At 62.8% G+C, this 16,946-nt stretch carries 18 protein-coding genes and 1 pseudogene; 7 read left to right on the top strand and 12 right to left on the bottom strand.

The annotated features are described in order from the left end of the window. Window positions 1-156: 156 nt before the first annotated feature. Window positions 157-1,443, top strand: coding sequence for a putative porin (locus ACWPW1_RS19000; RefSeq protein WP_454253684.1), 1,287 nt, complete (start codon window positions 157-159; stop codon window positions 1,441-1,443). 168 nt (window positions 1,444-1,611) lie between these two features. Here ACWPW1_RS19000 and ACWPW1_RS18995 read toward each other — a convergent pair whose 3' ends face one another. From ACWPW1_RS18995 to ACWPW1_RS18950, 10 genes and pseudogenes are all read right to left on the bottom strand, one after another. Continuing rightward, entirely contained in the window at window positions 1,612-1,899 is a 288-nt protein-coding gene (locus ACWPW1_RS18995) for a DUF2845 domain-containing protein (RefSeq protein ID WP_454253683.1), read from the bottom strand. Between the two features lie 44 nt (window positions 1,900-1,943). Next, a complete protein-coding gene (locus ACWPW1_RS18990) occupies window positions 1,944-2,525 on the bottom strand; it encodes a DNA-3-methyladenine glycosylase (RefSeq protein WP_454253682.1) in 582 nt (193 codons plus the stop codon). Beyond that, a complete protein-coding gene (locus ACWPW1_RS18985) occupies window positions 2,522-4,321 on the bottom strand; it encodes a glycoside hydrolase family 15 protein (protein ID WP_454253681.1) in 1,800 nt (599 codons plus the stop codon). Before ACWPW1_RS18985 ends, ACWPW1_RS18990 begins: the two co-directional genes overlap by 4 nt. 5 nt (window positions 4,322-4,326) lie before the next feature. Then, entirely contained in the window at window positions 4,327-5,220 is an 894-nt protein-coding gene (locus ACWPW1_RS18980; protein WP_271652985.1) for an SDR family oxidoreductase, read from the bottom strand. Between the two features lie 355 nt (window positions 5,221-5,575). Beyond that, window positions 5,576-5,830: a hypothetical protein gene (locus ACWPW1_RS18975; protein WP_064308103.1), complete on the bottom strand. Its 255-nt coding sequence runs from the start codon at window positions 5,828-5,830 to the stop codon at window positions 5,576-5,578. Between the two features lie 164 nt (window positions 5,831-5,994). Next, window positions 5,995-6,825 (bottom strand): methyl-accepting chemotaxis protein, encoded by an 831-nt coding sequence (locus ACWPW1_RS18970; protein ID WP_454253942.1) that lies wholly within the window; start codon window positions 6,823-6,825, stop codon window positions 5,995-5,997. 27 nt (window positions 6,826-6,852) lie between these two features. Then, window positions 6,853-7,635: pseudogene (locus tag ACWPW1_RS18965) on the bottom strand (MCP four helix bundle domain-containing protein); the annotation flags it as partial. Window positions 7,636-7,765: 130 nt separating this feature from the next. Beyond that, a complete protein-coding gene (locus ACWPW1_RS18960) occupies window positions 7,766-8,707 on the bottom strand; it encodes a Gfo/Idh/MocA family protein (protein ID WP_454253680.1) in 942 nt (313 codons plus the stop codon). A gap of 65 nt (window positions 8,708-8,772) precedes the next feature. Next, window positions 8,773-9,846 (bottom strand): saccharopine dehydrogenase family protein, encoded by a 1,074-nt coding sequence (locus ACWPW1_RS18955; RefSeq protein ID WP_454253679.1) that lies wholly within the window; start codon window positions 9,844-9,846, stop codon window positions 8,773-8,775. 324 nt (window positions 9,847-10,170) lie between these two features. Beyond that, window positions 10,171-11,232, bottom strand: a complete 1,062-nt coding sequence (locus ACWPW1_RS18950) for a PQQ-dependent sugar dehydrogenase (protein WP_454253941.1) — start codon at window positions 11,230-11,232, stop codon at window positions 10,171-10,173. A 130-nt stretch (window positions 11,233-11,362) separates the two neighbouring features. Between ACWPW1_RS18950 and ACWPW1_RS18945 the strand changes: the two genes are divergently transcribed. Next, the gene (locus tag ACWPW1_RS18945) at window positions 11,363-11,833 is read left to right on the top strand and encodes a hypothetical protein (protein WP_454253678.1); all 471 of its coding nucleotides are present in this window, start codon (window positions 11,363-11,365) and stop codon (window positions 11,831-11,833) included. A gap of 10 nt (window positions 11,834-11,843) precedes the next feature. Here ACWPW1_RS18945 and sugE read toward each other — a convergent pair whose 3' ends face one another. Together sugE and ACWPW1_RS18935 are read right to left on the bottom strand one after the other, a co-directional pair. Continuing rightward, window positions 11,844-12,161, bottom strand: coding sequence for a quaternary ammonium compound efflux SMR transporter SugE (sugE, locus tag ACWPW1_RS18940; RefSeq protein WP_059316140.1), 318 nt, complete (start codon window positions 12,159-12,161; stop codon window positions 11,844-11,846). 173 nt (window positions 12,162-12,334) lie between these two features. Further along, window positions 12,335-12,721, bottom strand: a complete 387-nt coding sequence (locus ACWPW1_RS18935; RefSeq protein WP_454253677.1) for a hypothetical protein — start codon at window positions 12,719-12,721, stop codon at window positions 12,335-12,337. Window positions 12,722-13,104: 383 nt separating this feature from the next. Here ACWPW1_RS18935 and ACWPW1_RS18930 point away from each other — a divergent pair, with 383 nt between their 5' ends. The 5 genes from ACWPW1_RS18930 (at window position 13,105) to ACWPW1_RS18910 (ending at window position 16,940) form a co-directional block, all read left to right on the top strand. After that, entirely contained in the window at window positions 13,105-13,932 is an 828-nt protein-coding gene (locus ACWPW1_RS18930; protein ID WP_454253676.1) for a ParA family protein, read from the top strand. Continuing rightward, the gene (locus tag ACWPW1_RS18925) at window positions 13,932-14,459 is read left to right on the top strand and encodes a hypothetical protein (protein WP_454253675.1); all 528 of its coding nucleotides are present in this window, start codon (window positions 13,932-13,934) and stop codon (window positions 14,457-14,459) included. The genes ACWPW1_RS18930 and ACWPW1_RS18925 overlap by 1 nt, the downstream gene beginning before the upstream one ends. After that, window positions 14,456-15,175 (top strand): hypothetical protein, encoded by a 720-nt coding sequence (locus ACWPW1_RS18920; RefSeq protein WP_454253674.1) that lies wholly within the window; start codon window positions 14,456-14,458, stop codon window positions 15,173-15,175. Before ACWPW1_RS18925 ends, ACWPW1_RS18920 begins: the two co-directional genes overlap by 4 nt. A gap of 248 nt (window positions 15,176-15,423) precedes the next feature. Next, window positions 15,424-16,401 carry a hypothetical protein gene (locus ACWPW1_RS18915; protein WP_454253673.1) on the top strand — a complete coding sequence of 326 codons (978 nt, stop codon included), beginning with the start codon at window positions 15,424-15,426 and terminating at the stop codon, window positions 16,399-16,401. 8 nt (window positions 16,402-16,409) lie between these two features. Beyond that, on the top strand, window positions 16,410-16,940 hold the full coding sequence (locus tag ACWPW1_RS18910) for a phage tail tape measure C-terminal domain-containing protein (protein ID WP_454253672.1): 531 nt from the start codon (window positions 16,410-16,412) through the stop codon (window positions 16,938-16,940). Window positions 16,941-16,946: the final 6 nt, after the last annotated feature.

Below are 16,946 nucleotides of genomic sequence, written 5' to 3'. Positions count from 1 at the left end.
TTTGGTTAACTTTTGCTTTAGATTCAGTGACTTGAATTAAAACCTTTATGTTCCTGCAAGCAAAACGACATCTCTTCTGCCGAGACTGACCCAGCTTTGTGACGGGCTGCACCGCCAGCCACTACCGCCTGGATTGTCTTGAAAGGAGATCTGCCGATGTCTGTTAACCCTTATCGATTCACGGCGCTGTTCTCGGGCGTGCTCCTGGCTACCTGCTCGGCCGCCGCGAGTGCCGCTGTCGATGAGAAGCTGCTCGACATGCTCAAGGCCAATGGCTCCATCACCTCGGCCCAATACAGCGAATTGCGCGGCGACCTGCAGCAGGAGCAGCAGGCGCGTGCCGCCCAGGTTGCCCAGCAGCAGAAGACCTCCGACTTCGAGAAGAAGCTGGCCTGGGCCGCCAAGACCCAGATCAAGGGCGACGTGCGGGTGCGCCACGAGAGCATCGACATCAGCGGCGAGCCGGACAACGGCCGCGACCGTGACCGCCAGCGTATCCGCGCGCGGCTGGGTGCCTACAGCGAGATCAATCCGCAGGTGAACACTGGCATCCGCATCGCCACCGGCGGTGGCGACGACGCCCGCTCCACCAATCAGGACCTGAACAACTACTTCAATAAGAAGCAGCTCTGGCTGGATCAGGCCTACATCGACTACCACCCCACGGCAGTGCCGAATCTGCATCTGGTGGGCGGCAAGATGGGCCAGCAGTGGGTCAGCACCGGCGACGTCATCTGGGACGCCGACATCAACCCCGAAGGCCTGGCCGGCACCTACAAGTACGACCTGGGAGGGGGTGCCGAGCTGTTCGGCAGCACGGGCTACTATGTGCTCAAGGACAACGTCGACGGCGAAGGCTATGAATTCAAGCATGACCTGCGCCTCTACGCCGGCCAGCTGGGCAGCCGCTTCAACCTGGGCGATGCCGCCAAGCTGATGGTGGGCGGCAGTGTCTATGCCTACGACAAGGAACAGGACAGCGCCTGCCCGACCACCGGTTCGGTCACCGCGCCCTGCGCCCTGGCGGTCAATGGCAACACCACCGACCGCTTCCAGCTCTACGAGGGCTTCGCCCAGCTGGACCTGACCAAGCTGTGGGTGCCGCTGTCCTTCTATGGCCAGTACGTGGTCAACGACAAGGCCGACGACGGCGAGGACACTGCCTGGCTGGTGGGCGCCAAAACCAAGCTGATGCAGCGGGTCGGGCTGGAATACAACTACCGCGATGTCCAGCGCAACGCCGTGGTGGGCGCCTTCACCGACTCCGACTTCGGCAACGGCTCGACCGGTGCGCGTGGGCACAAGCTCAAGCTCGGCTACGAGATCGACAAGAACTTCGGCGTGGGCCTGACCTACTTCCTCGCCGAGTCCGACACCGCCAGCCGCTTCCGCAACGATGCGGACGTGAAGACCCTGCAGCTGGACCTGGAAGCCAAGTTCTAACCACGGCCCTAGGTCGTGCTCCGCTTGAACCGCCCTCGGGCGGTTCTTTTTTTCCGGTCTGACAGGTGAGGGGCTGTTAGGCTTCGCTGCGCTCAACCAACCTACGCCTGAACCGCTCTGCCCCCTCTCCCCCTGGGAGAGGGTTGGGGTGAGGGAAGCTCCCGTCCGCTACCGCTCGACCCTGATCTCTACCAGCTTGCCATCGATGAACCTGAGGTGGCGCGAGGCGCCGTTTTCCGGGCCATAGGTCCAGAATTGGGTCTCGGCTGCATTGAATTTGGGTACCTGGTTGTTGCGCAGGGCAGGGGGATTGACCTTGCGCTCGGCCGGGGCCCCGCAGGCGGCCAGGACCTGCTCGACGCTGTCGCCTTCTTCGACGAGGTTCTGCCCACAGCGCAGGCTGGCCTGGGTAAGGGAGGGCAGTAGCAGGGTAAGCAGCAGGTAGCGAGGGCGCATCAGACCTCCAGGCGAGCAACACAGCAGTGGCCGTTGTCTTGAGCCTAGCCGTTGTTTCGTACCGATGCTGCCGTGGCGAAACCACGACTCAGGTAGCGTGAGCCGGCCAGGCCGAAACGCCAGGGCACTTCGCGGGCACGGGTGATGCCAATGCGGGGGCCTTCGACTACCACCACGTCTGCGATAGCTGACTCCAGTTGGAAGGGCGGTGCGTCCAGCGGCAAGCCATCGTGGCTGCCATCGATGCCCAGCGCCTGGCAGAGACGACCGGGACCGGCGCAGAGCAGACGGTCGGCTAGCCCACCACGCCGCTCGCGCATGGTCTCCAAGCCCCACAAGGGCTCCAGTGCGCGGATCAGGACGCCGGCACCGTGGCCCGTTTCGCGGCAGACCAGATTGAAGCACCAATGGATGCCATAGGAGCGATAGACATAGGCATGCCCGGGCGGACCGAACATGGCCTTGTTGCGCGGCGTGGGGCCGGAAAAGCTGTGGGAGGCCGGGTCTTCGCCGTCGTAGGCCTCGGTCTCGACGATAAGGCCGCCCACGCCTCCGACCCTGAATGTCGCACCGATCAGTTGCCGAGCGACGTCCTCCACCGGTCGGTCGAAGTCCAGGACCGTCATGCCTCGGGCTCCGGTGCTTCCAGGATCAGCGCCGCATGCACCATGGCCAAATGACTCAGGCCCTGGGGGAAGTTGCCCAGGGCCGCGCCGTCACGGGGATCGCGCATCTCGGTCATCAGGCCGACACCATTGAGACTGGCGGCCAGGACCTCGCGCATCAGGATACGCGCCTGATCCACCTCGCCTAGCACGGCATAGGCCTCGACCATCCAGTAGGAACAGGCCAGGAAAGCACCTTCCTCCTGCTCGGCACCGCTGTAGCGATAGACCAGAGGTCCATGGGCCAACTCGCGGCGGATGGCCGCCAGGGTACTGACCGAACGTTCGCCGCCGTCGAAACCGAAGCGGATACCTAGCAGCAGCCCGGCATCCAGCCGCTCGGTACCGGCATAGAAGGTGTAGGCCTGCTTGCGTTCGCTCCAGCAGTGTTCGTTGACCCAATCGCGGATGCGGTCACGCTCGCGCGCCCAGCGACCGCACATGGCGTCGGGGATATGGCCATCGCGGGCCAGGGTCACGGCGCGGTCCAGGGCGAACCAGCAGCCCAGCTTGGACAGGGTGTAGTGGCGCTCCTCGGGCAACTCCCACATGCCGGCGTCCGGTTGCCGCCAGCCATCGGCGCAGAGATTGGCCAGGTCGGTGAGCAAGCTGGCGGTGGCGAAGTCCAGCACATGACCCTTGCTCGCATAGAGACGAAAGGTCTCCAGCAGATCGCCATAGAGACTTAGCTGACACTGGGCGCTGGCACGATTGCCGACGCGCACTGGCTGGGAGTCGCGATAGCCAGGAACCGGGATGATGCGTTCCTCGGGGGCCAGTTCGCCTTCCAGGGTGAAGCAGGTGTGGAGGCGATTGCCGTGGCGGCGGATGACGTTCTGAATCCAGGCCAGGGCCGCCTGGGCCTCGCCGAGGGCACCCAGCCGCAAGAAGGCCTTGATGGTAAAGACCGCATCGCGCACCCAGGCATAGCGATACTCGTAATTCTTGTCGCCGCCGATGCGCTCCGGCAGCGAGGTGGTAGCCGCGGCGACGATGGCGCCCGTGGGCGAGTAGAGCAGCAGCTTGAGGGCCAGCGCCGAGCGCTTCACCTCGCTGAGGAATTCGCCCTGGTAGGCGAAACCCTGGGCCCATTCACGCCAGGCCTGGTCGCTGCGGTCGATACGCTGGTCAACCTCCTCCAGCGTAGGCACTACCAAAGGTTCGTTTTCGGTCGCGGTCAGCGCCAGGACACTGCGCTGGCCCGCTTCCAATACCAGCCGCGCCACCAGTCGGCGGTCATCGCATTCGAGGATTTCCAGCCGCTCGCAATAACGCAGGGTCGCCATGACGCCGTCGACGTGCATGACTTCGCCATTGGGCGTGCTGCGCATCCAGGGCGACACGGTCTGGCCCTGGGTGCCGGGCACCAGTTCGATACGCAGCTCGACCCGTCCGGACAGGCCCTCGACCCGGCGACCCAATTCGCACCAGGGCAGGCGGCCGGCCGAACCGCTGTTGAGCGACTCGGTCAGGCGCACGCTGCCATCGGCGGTATGGAAGCAGGTTTCCAGCACATTGCTGTCCTGGCGATAGGCCCGCTCGACGCGGTAGTCGGCAACCGGGGTAATCGTGAAGAAACCGCCAGCGGGGGCGTCCAGCAGGCGGTCGAACAGTGGGGCGGAGTCCATGTTGGGCACGCACCACCAGTCCAGCGAGCCGTCTGGCGCCACCAGGGCGACCGAACGACCGTCGGAAAGGGCAGCGTAGCCCGCCAGGGGCGCGTAGCCATCCTGGCGAGCCGGATCGAAGACTGCCATGGCTGTCAGCCCATGCCTCCGGTAGCGCCATAGACCTCACCGGTCACATAGCTCGACTCCTGGGAGGCCAGCAGCACATAGATGGGTGCCAGTTCCGCCGGTTGGCCAGGACGCTTGAACACCGTCTCGCCACCAAAGGTGGGGATCTTCTCCTGGGGCTGGCCACCACTAGGCTGCAGTGGCGTCCAGAAGGGGCCGGGTGCTACGGCGTTGACGCGAATGCCCTTGGCGGCGACCTGCTTGGCCAGGCCCTTGGTGAAGTTGGTGATAGCCGCCTTGGTGGACGCGTAGTCCAGCAGGAACTCCGAGGGCTGGGTGGCCTGGATCGAGGTGGTGTTGATGATGGCGGCGCCAGCCGGCAGGTGCGGCAGCGCGGCCTTGCACAGCCAGAACAGGGCGTAGACGTTGGTCTTGTAGGTGGCATCGAACTGCTCGGTGGTCAGTTCGGCGATGTCTTGCACCGCAGTCTGCTTGCCGGCCACGTTGACCAGGATGTCGAGACCGCCGAGGGCCTCCTTGGCCTTGCTCACCAGCTGGGTACAGAAGGCTTCGTCCTTCAGGTCACCGGGCACGCAGACCACCTTGCGCCCTTCGGCTTCCACCAGCTTCACCACTTCCTGGGCGTCAGTCTCTTCCTCGGGCAGGTAGTTGAGCACCAGATCCGCCCCTTCACGGGCATAGGCAATGGCAGTCGCCCGGCCAATTCCCGAATCCGCACCCGTGATCAGCGCCTTGCGGCCAGCCAGACGACCGAAGCCCTTGTAGCTGGTCTCGCCATGGTCGGGGCGCGGCTGCATCACCTGCGCCAGGCCCGGTGCTTCCTGAGGCTGCTTGGGAAATTCCGGCTGGGGATACTGGGTAAGGGGGTTTTGCATGCTGTATTGGTTGTCGCTGGACATGACATCTCCTGAAGGGGCCAAGAAGGCGCCCGTTTGGCATCTTTTCGATGACGTTCAAGGAAATGGAGGGGCAAAGACCCAACGAGGTTCCCGCGATCAGCAGAGGATGTGTCGATGCAGGCAGATTTGATACTTGGCCTTACCCCGATACGCTTCCGGCGCGATCTGACGTCCAAGGGCATGGAGAAAGGAGAGTCCTTTCGCGTATGGGAAATCCCAGCTGCACGAAAAGCGCCTAGGTGGCCTCGCTGACCGTATGAGGGTCACGGTCTGGAGCTGGCTCTCAGCACGGGACCCAGCTGAGTCTGGTGGTGGCCTCGCTCACGCCGGACTGCCTTGGCCATTGCCAAACGCTTCAGGCGTCGAGCGGCTCCAGGCGTAAGGCGACACCGGTGCGTTGCAGGGTGAGGATGTCCGCTTCGCGACAGCCGATCAGGCGGCCTTCGGCGGTACGTAGCTGATCGTCTTCCAGCTGAGCGTACGACTGCGGCTGCTTACCGTCGCCGGCGACCATGATGTAGAGCTGACCACGCAGCAACTGCCCGGCCAGACGCCCGTCGTCGAGGCCGATCAGGCGGTAACTTCGGCGGGCATCGTAGGTAAAGCGCATGGGAGCATCCATTCAGGTGTTTCAGCTCAGAACGGCCCTGTTGCCCAATGTTCCCTGGCGCCGACCTGGACAAGGCTCGTCAGCCCCTCTGGAGCGCAGCAAGCCCGCCACTCACAGAGATGAGGGCGGGTCGACCACTGGTCGGAAGTTTGCTGAACGAGCGATCAATAACGGAATTGCGCGACCAGGCCCTGGAAGGACGTCGCCAGGCGCGACAGCTCCTGACTGGACGCCGCGGTCTGCTGGGCACCGGTGGCGGTCTGGGTAGACAGGTCCTGGATGTTGACCAGATTGCGGTCCACTTCGCGAGCCACCTGGGCCTGCTCTTCGGCGGCGCTGGCGATCACCAGGTTGCGCTCCTCGATGCTGGCGATTCCGTTGGTGATGCGGTCCAGGGCTTCACCGGCACGGTTGGCGCGCTCCTGGGTATCGCCGGCCAGGGACTGGCTCTTGTGCATGGCGCTCACCGCCTCTTCGGCGCTGTCGCGCACGGCGCTCATCATGCGCTCGATCTCCCCGGTGGAGCCCTGGGTGCGATGGGCCAGGGCGCGGACCTCATCCGCCACCACGGCGAAACCGCGACCCTGCTCGCCGGCGCGGGCGGCTTCGATGGCGGCGTTGAGCGCCAGCAGGTTGGTCTGCTCGGCGATGCCACGAATCACTTCCAGCACCTTGCCGATCTCGCGCACCTGGCCTTCCAGGGTCTGCACCTTTTGGGTGGAATCGGTGATCTCGCTGGTCATCACCGCCATGGCCTGGGCCGCCTGCTGCACCTGCTCGCGACCCTGCTGGGCTTCGCGACTGGTGTCCTGGGAAGCGGTCGAGGTGGACGCGGCGTTGCGTGCTACCTCTTCGACGGCGGCGGTCATCTGGTTGACGGCGGTGGCGGCCTGCTGCACCTCGTCGTGCTGGCGAACCTGGCCCCGGGAGGTCTCCTCGGTCACGGCATGCAGTTCCTCGGCCGCCGCGGCGAGCTGGCTGGCGGCACCGGCCATCTGCTGCACGGTGTCCTTCAGGCTGCGCTGCATGCCGCCCAGGGCTTGCAGCAGCTGGCCCGCTTCGTCACGCCGGCTGCTCTGGATCGGCAGGGTCAGATCGCCTTGGGCGACACGCTCGGCGCTGGAAACGGCCTCGCGGATCGGTGCCACGATCAGGCGGGTAATGACGATGCCCAGCGCCAGGGCGCAGAGTGTGGCCAACAGCAGACCACCGGTGAGCGTCCAGAACGCCTTATCGTACGTGGTCTGCGCCTCGACACCGGCTTCGGCACTCTGCCGCTTGTTGGATTCCACCATGATCTTGAAAGAAGCCATGGTCTTGCGATAGCTGGGTTGCACCTGCTCGTTGAGCAACTGGTTGGCACCGGCTACGTCTTTGGCAGCCAACCGGGCCAGTACGGCGTCGATGCCGGCCAGATAGGTTTTCCAATCACCCTCGTAGGCATCACCCGCGGCCTTTTCATCAGGCTCCAAGGGCGTGGCGCGATAGGCGGCGAAGGGTTTTTCGGCATCGGCCTGGTTGGAGCGCAGAGACGCGATGATGCGATCCTGCTCGGCCTGGGGCGCATTGGCATAGGCCATGGACATCAGGCGGAAGATGTCGCGGTTATGACCGATCACGTTGCTCTTGGCATCGTTGAGTTGAACGATGGAGCGCAGATTGTCATTCAGCAAGGTGCTCAGCAGCGCATTGAGGCTGTTGAGTCCACTCATGCCCGCTGCGCCTATGCCCAGGGTAATGAGCGTACAAAGACCAAAGGCCACGGCGAGTTTTTTCGCCAGCGCCAGATTGTTGAACCAGACCATTGGGAATTCCTTTCAGCGACGGGGATGCCAGCCGAACTGCGCCGGATGCCTCGCTATCGGCACCATCAGACTGACCTTTAACCCCTCCGGTCTCTCGGTAACGGTGGCCAACACGGCCTGGCCTGACGTTCTAGTCGCGTCCATAGAGGCGATCCAGCAGGCCGTTGGCCGCGAGGGCATCCTCCAGGTTGGCCAATTCGGGACGCGGTTGACCGAGCAGCTGATCGAATACCGCCTGGGCGCCCTGGGGAACACCGGGTGCGATCGCCTCGGCCAGCACCTGACTCTCACCACTGGCCTCGTGCAGCAGCAGACGCCCAGCGGTGAGTTCCAGGGTGCCCGTGCTGCCATCCAGCCGGATCGCCAATCGCGGACCGCGCAGGGTGGCACTGGCCCGCAGCTGGATCGGCAGGTCGCCGGCCCGGAGCAACGCCTCGCCGCCATGATCCAGTGGCCAGCGCGCATCGCGTTCCAGGCGGCAGTACTCGACCGTCAGGGATTCACCGGTCAGCCAGGCGCTGAAGTCCAGCAGGTGCACGGCCAGGTCGCCAAAGGCGCCATAGCCCATGCGCGTCTCGTCCAGATGCGCCGGCCAGTCGCTTAGCCAGCCTTCCAGCAGACCTGGGTGGCCAGCCGTGAGCGACAGGTGGGAAAGGGTGCCGATGGCGCCAGCGCGAGCCAGCTGACGCAATTGCTGTAGGGCAGGGTCGGTACGCAGATAGAAGCCGCTGAAGCAGGAGCGCCCGGCGAGTTGCGCGGCCAGCGCCTTCGCGCGCGCAGCCGATACCGCCAGGGGCTTTTCCACGAACAGATGGCGGGCGCGGGGGAGTAGCGCGGCTACAGCTGCTTCGTGATCCTCGATGGCCGTGGTGACGAAGGCTAGATCCACCTCGGGCAACTGGGCGAAATCGTCCAGCACCGGCAGACCATGGGGCGCGGCGAGACGCCGGGCGCGGGCAGGATCGCGTTCGCTGGCTACGGCCACTACCCGCACGCGCGGATCGGCCAGGCTGGTGTCCAGGTAGTCCTGGGCGTGGATCTGTTCGCAACCGACGATGGCGACGCTGAGCATGACGAGGGGTCCTCCAACGGAAACTGTTCCGTTATGGACCCCACATCGGCCGCTAAGCTTCCCGATCAGGCCGGCTGGTAGGCCTTGCCGAAGCGGTTGGCCAGGAAGGCGTCCATGTCCACCTGTTCCTGGGCAATGAAGCCGCGCTGCGGCAGCTTGCCTTCGCGGAACAGGTCCAGGGCGGTGCAGATGCCGGCGGCGGTGGTGATCTGGATGGCGCTGGTCAGGCGACCGTCGCGCTCGGCGGCAAAGATCTTACGGCTGAACACCTCCTGCACCAGCTTGCCGCCGCGCATACCGCTGACGGTCACGAACACCAGCACGACGTCCTGCATGGTGGTGGGCACGGCACCGCGCAGGATGTTCTTGAGCTGTTCCTGGTCGCCGGCCAGGCGCAGATCCTCCAGCAGGAACTTCATCAGGTCGCGGTGACCCGGATAGCGCACGGTCTTGTAGTCCAGGGTTTCCACCTGGCCCTGCAGGGTCTCGCAGAGGGTGCCCAGGCCGCCCGAGGTGTTGAAGGCCTCGTATTCCACGCCATCCAGGGAAAAATGCTCCAGGCCTTCCAGCGGCTGCACCAGTTGCAGCTCGCCGTTGCGCACGGCTTCGCAAGGGTGACAGTACTCGTTGACCAGGCCGTCGACGCTCCAGGTCAGGTTGTACTTCAGGGCGTTGGTGGGAAATTCCGGTAGGGCGCCGACACGCATCTTCACCTCGCGCACACTGTCGAAACGCTTGGCCAAGGAATGGGCGGCAATACCGATGAAGCCAGGCGCCAGACCGCACTGGGGCATGAAGGCATTGCTCGCGCCCTCGGCCAGCTGGCGGATGGTCTTGGTCGCCTTGACGTCTTCGGTCAGGTCGAAATAGTGAGTGTTGGTGGCCTTGGCCGCCTGGGCCACGGGAATCGCCAGGTGATAGGGCAGGGCGTTGAGTACCACGTCCTGATCGTCCAGGGCTGCGGTCAGAGCGCTGGCGTCGGACGTGTCCAGGGTGCGGGTCTGCACGCCTAGGGCCGCGATTGCCTCCAGGGCACGCTCGTCACGATCCGCCACTGTCACCTGGTAGTCGCCACTGGCGTGCAGCAATTGCGAAATGGTGTAGCCGATATGGCCGGCGCCGAGCAGGGTGACTTTCATGGCGGGATCCTCCGTGGTTGAGGCTCCAGCTTAGAAAGCGGCGCTGCCAGATGTGAGCGTCAGAGCGTCGAATCGTTGTGCTTTATTTGACGAAACGGCGGATTATTCGTCGTTTCGACGAGGCGTTTCGCGGCTTACCCGAGTTGCCGCCCCAACAGGCTATCCCTATCTCTGTAGGTTGGGTTGAGACGGCCCTATCGTCGATGCCCAACATGGTGAGCCCCGAGCCGACGTTGGGCTTCGCTGTGCTCAACCCAACCTACGGCACACCGGCATGGCCGCGACTGGCGCTGTACCGGATCGGCATCACGGCTCATTCGCTACCTACCCCGGCACCACCCGCAACAGCTGGCCGTCCTCGCCATCGGTCAGCAGCCACAGATTGCCGTCCGGCCCACTGCGCACATCTCTCAAACGCTGGTCCAACTCCCGGAACAGCACCTCCTGCTCACCGGGCACGCCGTTCACCAGCGGTATCCGCCGCACCGACTTCTCTCGCAGCGCCGCCACGAACAGGCTGCCGCGCCAGGGGGGAAAGCCCTGGCCGTCGTACCAGGTCATGCCCGCGGGCGCGATCGACGGCGTCCACTCCAGCAGCGGTGGGGTGATGCCCGGCAATTCGCGAAAGGGCGTGATGCGCGCGCCGGTATAGTCCACGCCGCCGGTGGTCAGCGGCCAGCCATAGTTGGCGCCGGCGCGGATCAGGTTGAGTTCGTCGCCGCCCTTGGAACCGTGTTCGTGCTCGTACAGCGCCTGGCGCTCGGCCACCCACACCAGACCCTGGGGATTGCGATGGCCGAGGCTGTAGATCTCCGGCAGGGCGCCGGGTCGCTTGATGAAGGGGTTGTCCGTCGGCACCTGGCCGTCGCGAGTGATGCGCACGATCTTGCCCAGATGGGTATCCAGTCGCTGGGCGTTGGTGCGCTCGACGTTGCCGTCGCCCAGGGCGATGGCCAGGGTTCCGTCGCCGAGCAGGGCCATCCGCGCCCCGAAGTGCTGACCGTAGGCCTTGGCCGGCTGGCTGGTGAACAGTGGCTGGACGTCCTGCAGGCGCCCGCCGTCCAGCCGCGCCCGCACCACCCGGAGGTGATTGGCCTGCCGCGTGCCTGTCGCATAGGAGAGATAGATCAGCTGGTTGCGGGCGAAATCCGGATCCGGCAGCACCTCGAACAGCCCAGCCTGGCCCTCGGTATAGAGTTCCGGTAATCCGGTTATGGCTTCCGGCTGTAGCCTGAGCCGGCCTGTGCCGTCCGGTACCAGCAGTCGCAAACGCCCGGCACCCTCGGTCAGGAGCGCTCGGCCATCGGGCAGGAAGGCCAGCGACCAGGGTCTCTTGAGGCCAGTCGCCACTGTCTCGACGCGATAGGCCGGTGTCGCCAGGGCCATCGAACTCGCCAGCAGTCCCAGCAGCAGCGCCAGCCAGGCCCAGCGTCCGGAAGCTTTAGGTAACGCTTGAGAGCTACTCCACGCACCTGCCTTCGCTAGCATCAGCATCTCTCCAGGAGATCTTTCAGTCATGTCCCAACCGCTCTGGCGCGCCCTGTCGAGACCCCGCACCCTGCTGGCATTCGCCGCAGCCCTGCTGCTGGCCACCGCCTGGGGCAGCCTGGTGCAGACCCAGTACAACCTGGCTGCGCTCCAGGGGCTTGGGCACCCGATAGACAGTGCCACGCGCTGGCGGACCTCCGTGCAGGATCTGCTCGGCTTCGGACCCGTCTACGCCGCCATCGTGCTCGCCGCTTGGTTACCAGCCTTTGCCGTGGCCTTCTGGTTCAGGCGCCGCAGTGGCGCTCATCGCACCTGGCTGCTGCCGCTGGCCAGTAGCGTCAGCGTGATCGTCGCCATCCGCCTGATCGATGCCTTCGCGCCCATGCCGGTGCTCATCTACGCCACCCGCACCCTGGAGGGTTTGCTGGCGATGGCCATGGGTGGCCTGCTTGGCGGGCTGCTGTTCAGCTGGCTGGCGCCCCCGAGGATTCAGCGCTAGAGGAGGGCGCTCAGGACGACGTCAGCTTCATCAGCACCAGACCGCTGACGATCAGCGCCGCAGCCAGGATACGCAGCGGACTCGCCGCCTCGCCCAGCACCAGGATACCGACCATGAAGGCGCCCACCGCGCCGATGCCGGTCCAGATGGTATAGGCGGTACCCAGCGGCAGGCTGCGCATGGAGATCGACAACAGCGCCACGCTGGCCACCATGGCGACCCCGGTGATGATCGTCGGTGTGAGACGGGTAAAGCCCGCGGACTGCTTCATGTAGAACGCCCAGACCACCTCGAGCAGCCCTGCGCACACCAGATAGAACCAAGCCAACGACGGCCTCCTGTAACACCGGGCCGTCCCGGAACGCTGCCCACCGATCGCCGGGGTCGTCCCCGGGGCTGGAAGAAGAGGGCGGCAAGAGGTCACCGCCGGATCGGCGGCGCTATCCTAACGGTCGCGCCCGGGTCTTTCGACCCGTCGTGGGGTGAAGACCGGTCGCTCACCTAATGCGGTTTGCAAATCTGCTCGGCGATCCCATCGAACTCCCGATCGAAACTGGCCCGCTCCGCCGCGCTCAGGAAGCCCTGCTGCTTGACGAAGTCATGGCTCCGCTGCCGCACCTGGGCGATACGCTCGCTGAACTGGTTCGCCTGCTGCTGACTGATCCGCCGAGCGATCCGCGCCGTGCTCACATCCGCCTGCAGCACATTGGCGCGCATGGAGATATGCGCCTGCAGCGGATCGGTGATCGACCCACCCAGCTCGCCCGGCAAGGCGTGCTGCTGCGCCAGATCGCAGCTGGGCAGGCCGAGATCGTCTGGGCGACCCTGCTGCTTGGTGCAGGCAACCAGGGCGAGGGGAAGGAAGAGGAAGGGAATCATCGACCTCATCTCGGCCTCGTCCGCAGGTAAGACGTGCTTGAGAGCTCGCTCGAAGCGCTTGGTTCAGCCGGCCAGAAAGACGAAGCCCGCTCGATGGCGGGCTTCGCTAGGGTTCACTCGACCCTTACGGCAGTGAACTGAAGATGGCGCACTCGGCGGGAGTTGAACTCATGACGCGGAAACGCCCATTTTTCGGGCCTCAAGGATAGGTTTGGAGCAAGTGTCACACCTTGGTGGTACTGGTTAATGTCTCTCCCACGATAGTCGGTGGATCAGTTGCGACGCAATCTCTTTTCCCGGGTTGAAGGGGGGGAGCTTTCCATCGCGATTAGCCAAACCTATGGGGTTCTCATGTATTCTTGCCAAAAATTTACATAGGGAAGCGGATCCAGATGAAGGTTATCAGTCTTATCAACATGAAAGGCGGGGTAGGTAAGACTACGCTCGCTGTGAACATTGCAGACTGTCTCACGCGCCAGCACAGCGCTTCGGTACTGATATTGGACGTTGACCCTCAATTCAATGCGACTCAGTGCCTTATGTCACCAGCAGACTATGTCGCGCATCGGAGAGATGGCAGAGATACGATGCTGGACCTCTTCGACAGGAAGAGGGTAAAAGCCTCGACAGTTCGAGGAGCTGCGGAGGTTCAGCCTAAAACACTCCAAGAGATCGAGGTTGTTGAAGTACGGGATAATTTGTTTTTGCTTCCCGGTAGCCTAGATCTCTACCGCCTTGAAATGGCTCCCGGAGAAGGGCGTGAAAACCGTCTGAAAGCGTATTTGAGCGCAATCCAAGACGTTGTTGATTACGACTACGTAATTATCGATACACCGCCTACTCCTTCGGTCTGGATGACGAGTGCCCTGATTGCAAGCGACTACTATTTGATTCCCGTTCGTCCAGACCCTCTATCCCTGACTGGCCTAGATTTGCTGAAGAGCATCGTTGAGGATCGCAAGGAAAACTACGGTCTTACAGTCCGGTGTGCCGGTGTTGTTCTCACTATGACCCGACAAGGTACTAATGTGCTGTACGATGCCAAGGCGTATCTAACTGGCGATCGATACTGGAGAGACAAGCTTTTTACATCTGAGATCCCGGGGCGGGTGAAGTACGCAGAGCAGCAGTTGAATAATATTTTTATGTTGGATTCGGCTGCTGATATAAGGGGCTCGATTGTAAGGGTCACAAATGAACTATTGGTGAGGGCTACTTGATGGCCATCAAGAAGACCGATCAATCGGAAGCTGATATTGCCTTGAGGACGTTGGACCTTCTTCAGGAGTTGATATGGGCAATTCGCTCGCGCGAATCAACTGACCTTTCAGAAGGTGTTTCCTATCTTCGTAATCTCGCCTATAGCGAGAAGGCAACGCGGCGAAAGGTGGAGAAAAAAACCATACGGCGTGATAGGCGGAGCGACTTAAAAGCGCTTGTAGGCTCTATGTCACTAGTTCTTGCTGATATCGAATTGTTTCCGGCTAACGAGGATATCGCGAAGTTCGCTTTCGAGGCTTTTCAAATCTCTATATCAAGGTGGGAGAAGCGATCTCGCTACGAAATGATAGGGTTGCTTATCATGGGCTCAATAAATGCGAGCCCTGAGCGCTTGCGAGATGTTGGTGATTTGTTGAGCAAAATTAGCGATGAATCTGACTCTATGGAGATTATTAAGAAAAGCTCTCGAGAAATAGGGTTTTCTTGGAATGAGGCTATTCGTTCTCTACGGACGGCAATTGAATGAGTCAGTCTGCTAATCAGGATTTCTCAGAGTTTCGCAGTTTTGCCAGTACGCTATCTTTGGCTGGAGTTTCGGATGACCCAGCTAAGGCTGCTGAGCTTCGAAGGGCGCACGCACAGTTCTTGGCCTTGTTGACAGCTGCTGGAGAGCTTTTGTCCGAGGAAGGATTGGTGCGACAGGATTTTTTTGATTCTTATGCGCAGTCTGGGGTGAATTACCTGGAAGAGGTCGTTTCAGATTGCTCAGAATTTATCATGTGCGTTCTGCTTGGGCTATATCGTTCAGCAGGTGGGACTCTTCGATCATCGATTGAGTCATACCTAAAGGCTTTCTCTGCAAACGAACAGTCGTTGATTCTTCAAAGGACCTCTGTTCCTGATGTTTTCAATGACGCTGCTGGGGTGGCTTTCTTTTCGTCGATAACTGGGGCGAATGTCATTGCTGAGTTGAAAGGCGTATATGCCAGCTTGAACGCATACGTTCATACGATATCGGAAGACCACATGTTCGGTGCGCTTGCAGTTGGTAGTTTTCCGCGATGGTCCGATAAGAGTGTGGAATTAATTGAAATTTTCATACGCGTCGTTCGGCTTTTTTTGTATGGGATTATTGGGGGGCGGCGAGACCTCTATGATAGATTCGACCATCGCAACAGGTTGATAGCCAACCGGGCTATGACCAGAATGCAGCGACGCTCAGCACTAGGCGTGGACGACTAATCGCGGTCAAGCGAGAATTTGCCGGCTATAAATAAGAAGACACCGCCTTATGGCGATATTTTGACAAGTACTGGTATAGCTCAAAGCTCCTGGAGTATTCCCGCCTTGGCTCTGGGTGAGACTACTCTTGCTCTCTATTCAGGGCTGTAAATGCTTTTTGGGGCGATCTGGATAAGCTCCGGCGCCGTCAATTCAGCCAACGTACCACCATGCCACCTTTGGGCGTCGCGCCATAGCTGAGCGCTGATATGGGGCAGGCGGTAGCGGCCAAGATCCACGGGCCGGCCCTGGACGACCTGCCGCGCCTGGAGGACCAGGTTGCCAGCTTCCGCGAGGAGCTAGAGCGTGCCAAGGCCGTTGGTGCTGACCCGATCATCTTCGGCTTCCGCCCCCTCAAGGACATTGAAGCGGACCTGAAGACAGCCGAGGAGCAGCTGAAGCGAGGCGAGGCGCTGATGGCCGGCGCCGCGGCCACGCCCAAGCCTGCGGCCGCGCCGCTGGTGGTGCGCACCGGGATCGACATCTCCAAGCTGCAGGGCCGAAACGGCCCAGACAAGGACGCTGAGAAGGCCCAGGCCAAGGCGCTGCAGGAGCTGGCCACCAAGATCCGCGAAGCCGGCACCGCATACGTCCAGCTCAAGCGCGCCTATGACCCAGTGGGCGCCGCGCTGGACGACTTCACCAAGGGCACCGAGCAGCTGGACCTGCTGCTGGCCGACAACAAGGTCAGCCTTTCGGAGTACGCCACTGCGGTCGGCTGGCTCGAAGACCAATACGCCCAGGCCAAGGCCGCCGTCAATGGCTTGAGCGAGGCGATGCGGTACCAGGCGGATCTGGAGAAGGAGCTGGCCAACGCCCGGGCGCAGTACCAGGCCCAGGCCGACGCTGTAGGGATGGGCGACAAGGAGGCCCAGCGCATCCAGGCCCGCCTGGAACTGGAGCGGGAGAACACCCAGAAGATCCTAGACCTGCGCACCCAGCGCGCCCTGGCGGAGAACGAGACCCAGCGCAAGGCGCTCGACGAGCAGATCCGGCTGGAGCAGGAGTACGGCCCGAAGCGGGTGGCAGCCATGGAGGAAGGCTTCCGGAAGGTCGACGCCGCCCAGGCGAACTGGACCAACGGGATGACCCGTGCCCTAGACAACTACCGCGACAGCGCTGCGGACACGGCCGGGCAGTTTGAAACCTCTTCACCAACGCATTCACCGGCGCCGAGGACGCGCTGACCGACTTCGTGACCACCGGGAAACTGTCGTTCAAGGACCTGGGCAACTCGATCGTTCAGGACCTGATCCGCATCCAGATCCGCAAGGCGCTCGCCGGCGCGGTCAGTGCCGCCGCTGGGACGAGCTGGGGCGCGGGTGTGGCCTCGATGTTCAAGCAGGCCAAAGGCGGCGCGTGGGATGGCGGGGTTCAGATGTTCGCCAACGGCGGCGCCTTCACGAACGGCGTCGTGGACCAGCCAACGGCCTTCAAGATGGCGGGCGGCCTGGGGGTGATGGGCGAGGCCGGGCCGGAGGCGATCATGCCGCTGACGCGCGGGCCGGATGGCTCTCTGGGTGTCGCTGCCCATGGTGGCGGCGGTGGCGAAACCGTCATTCACCTGGGCGCCCCGACCGTCCATATGCAGGTCAATGGCAACCCGGACGCGGCTATGCTGATGCAGATGGAGCAGTCCACCCAACGCGCGGTGAAGGCGAGCTATCAGGCGGTGGCCAACGATTTCAAGACCAACGGGCCGCTGCGCCGGATGATCACTGGCTAGGCCAGG

It is taken from the genome of Pseudomonas sp. Marseille-Q7302, assembly GCF_965111925.1.
The sequence above is the reverse complement of the archived record's forward strand: the minus strand, read 5'-3'. Positions and strand labels throughout refer to the sequence as shown.

Bases quoted from the DNA above. Each gene is read 5' to 3' on its own strand.
- ACWPW1_RS19000 (WP_454253684.1), top strand. From the start codon at position 157: ATGTCTGTTAACCCTTATCGATTCACGGCGCTGTTCTCGGGCGTGCTC.
- ACWPW1_RS18995 (WP_454253683.1), bottom strand. From the start codon at position 1,899: ATGCGCCCTCGCTACCTGCTGCTTACCCTGCTACTGCCCTCCCTTACC.
- ACWPW1_RS18990 (WP_454253682.1), bottom strand. From the start codon at position 2,525: ATGACGGTCCTGGACTTCGACCGACCGGTGGAGGACGTCGCTCGGCAA.
- ACWPW1_RS18985 (WP_454253681.1), bottom strand. From the start codon at position 4,321: ATGGCAGTCTTCGATCCGGCTCGCCAGGATGGCTACGCGCCCCTGGCG.
- ACWPW1_RS18980 (WP_271652985.1), bottom strand. From the start codon at position 5,220: ATGTCCAGCGACAACCAATACAGCATGCAAAACCCCCTTACCCAGTAT.
- ACWPW1_RS18975 (WP_064308103.1), bottom strand. From the start codon at position 5,830: ATGCGCTTTACCTACGATGCCCGCCGAAGTTACCGCCTGATCGGCCTC.
- ACWPW1_RS18970 (WP_454253942.1), bottom strand. From the start codon at position 6,825: ATGGCCGGTGCCGCCAGCCAGCTCGCCGCGGCGGCCGAGGAACTGCAT.
- ACWPW1_RS18960 (WP_454253680.1), bottom strand. From the start codon at position 8,707: ATGCTCAGCGTCGCCATCGTCGGTTGCGAACAGATCCACGCCCAGGAC.
- ACWPW1_RS18955 (WP_454253679.1), bottom strand. From the start codon at position 9,846: ATGAAAGTCACCCTGCTCGGCGCCGGCCATATCGGCTACACCATTTCG.
- ACWPW1_RS18950 (WP_454253941.1), bottom strand. From the start codon at position 11,232: ATGGCCCTGGCGACACCGGCCTATCGCGTCGAGACAGTGGCGACTGGC.
- ACWPW1_RS18945 (WP_454253678.1), top strand. From the start codon at position 11,363: ATGTCCCAACCGCTCTGGCGCGCCCTGTCGAGACCCCGCACCCTGCTG.
- ACWPW1_RS18935 (WP_454253677.1), bottom strand. From the start codon at position 12,721: ATGAGGTCGATGATTCCCTTCCTCTTCCTTCCCCTCGCCCTGGTTGCC.
- ACWPW1_RS18930 (WP_454253676.1), top strand. From the start codon at position 13,105: ATGAAGGTTATCAGTCTTATCAACATGAAAGGCGGGGTAGGTAAGACT.
- ACWPW1_RS18925 (WP_454253675.1), top strand. From the start codon at position 13,932: ATGGCCATCAAGAAGACCGATCAATCGGAAGCTGATATTGCCTTGAGG.
- ACWPW1_RS18920 (WP_454253674.1), top strand. From the start codon at position 14,456: ATGAGTCAGTCTGCTAATCAGGATTTCTCAGAGTTTCGCAGTTTTGCC.
- ACWPW1_RS18915 (WP_454253673.1), top strand. From the start codon at position 15,424: ATGGGGCAGGCGGTAGCGGCCAAGATCCACGGGCCGGCCCTGGACGAC.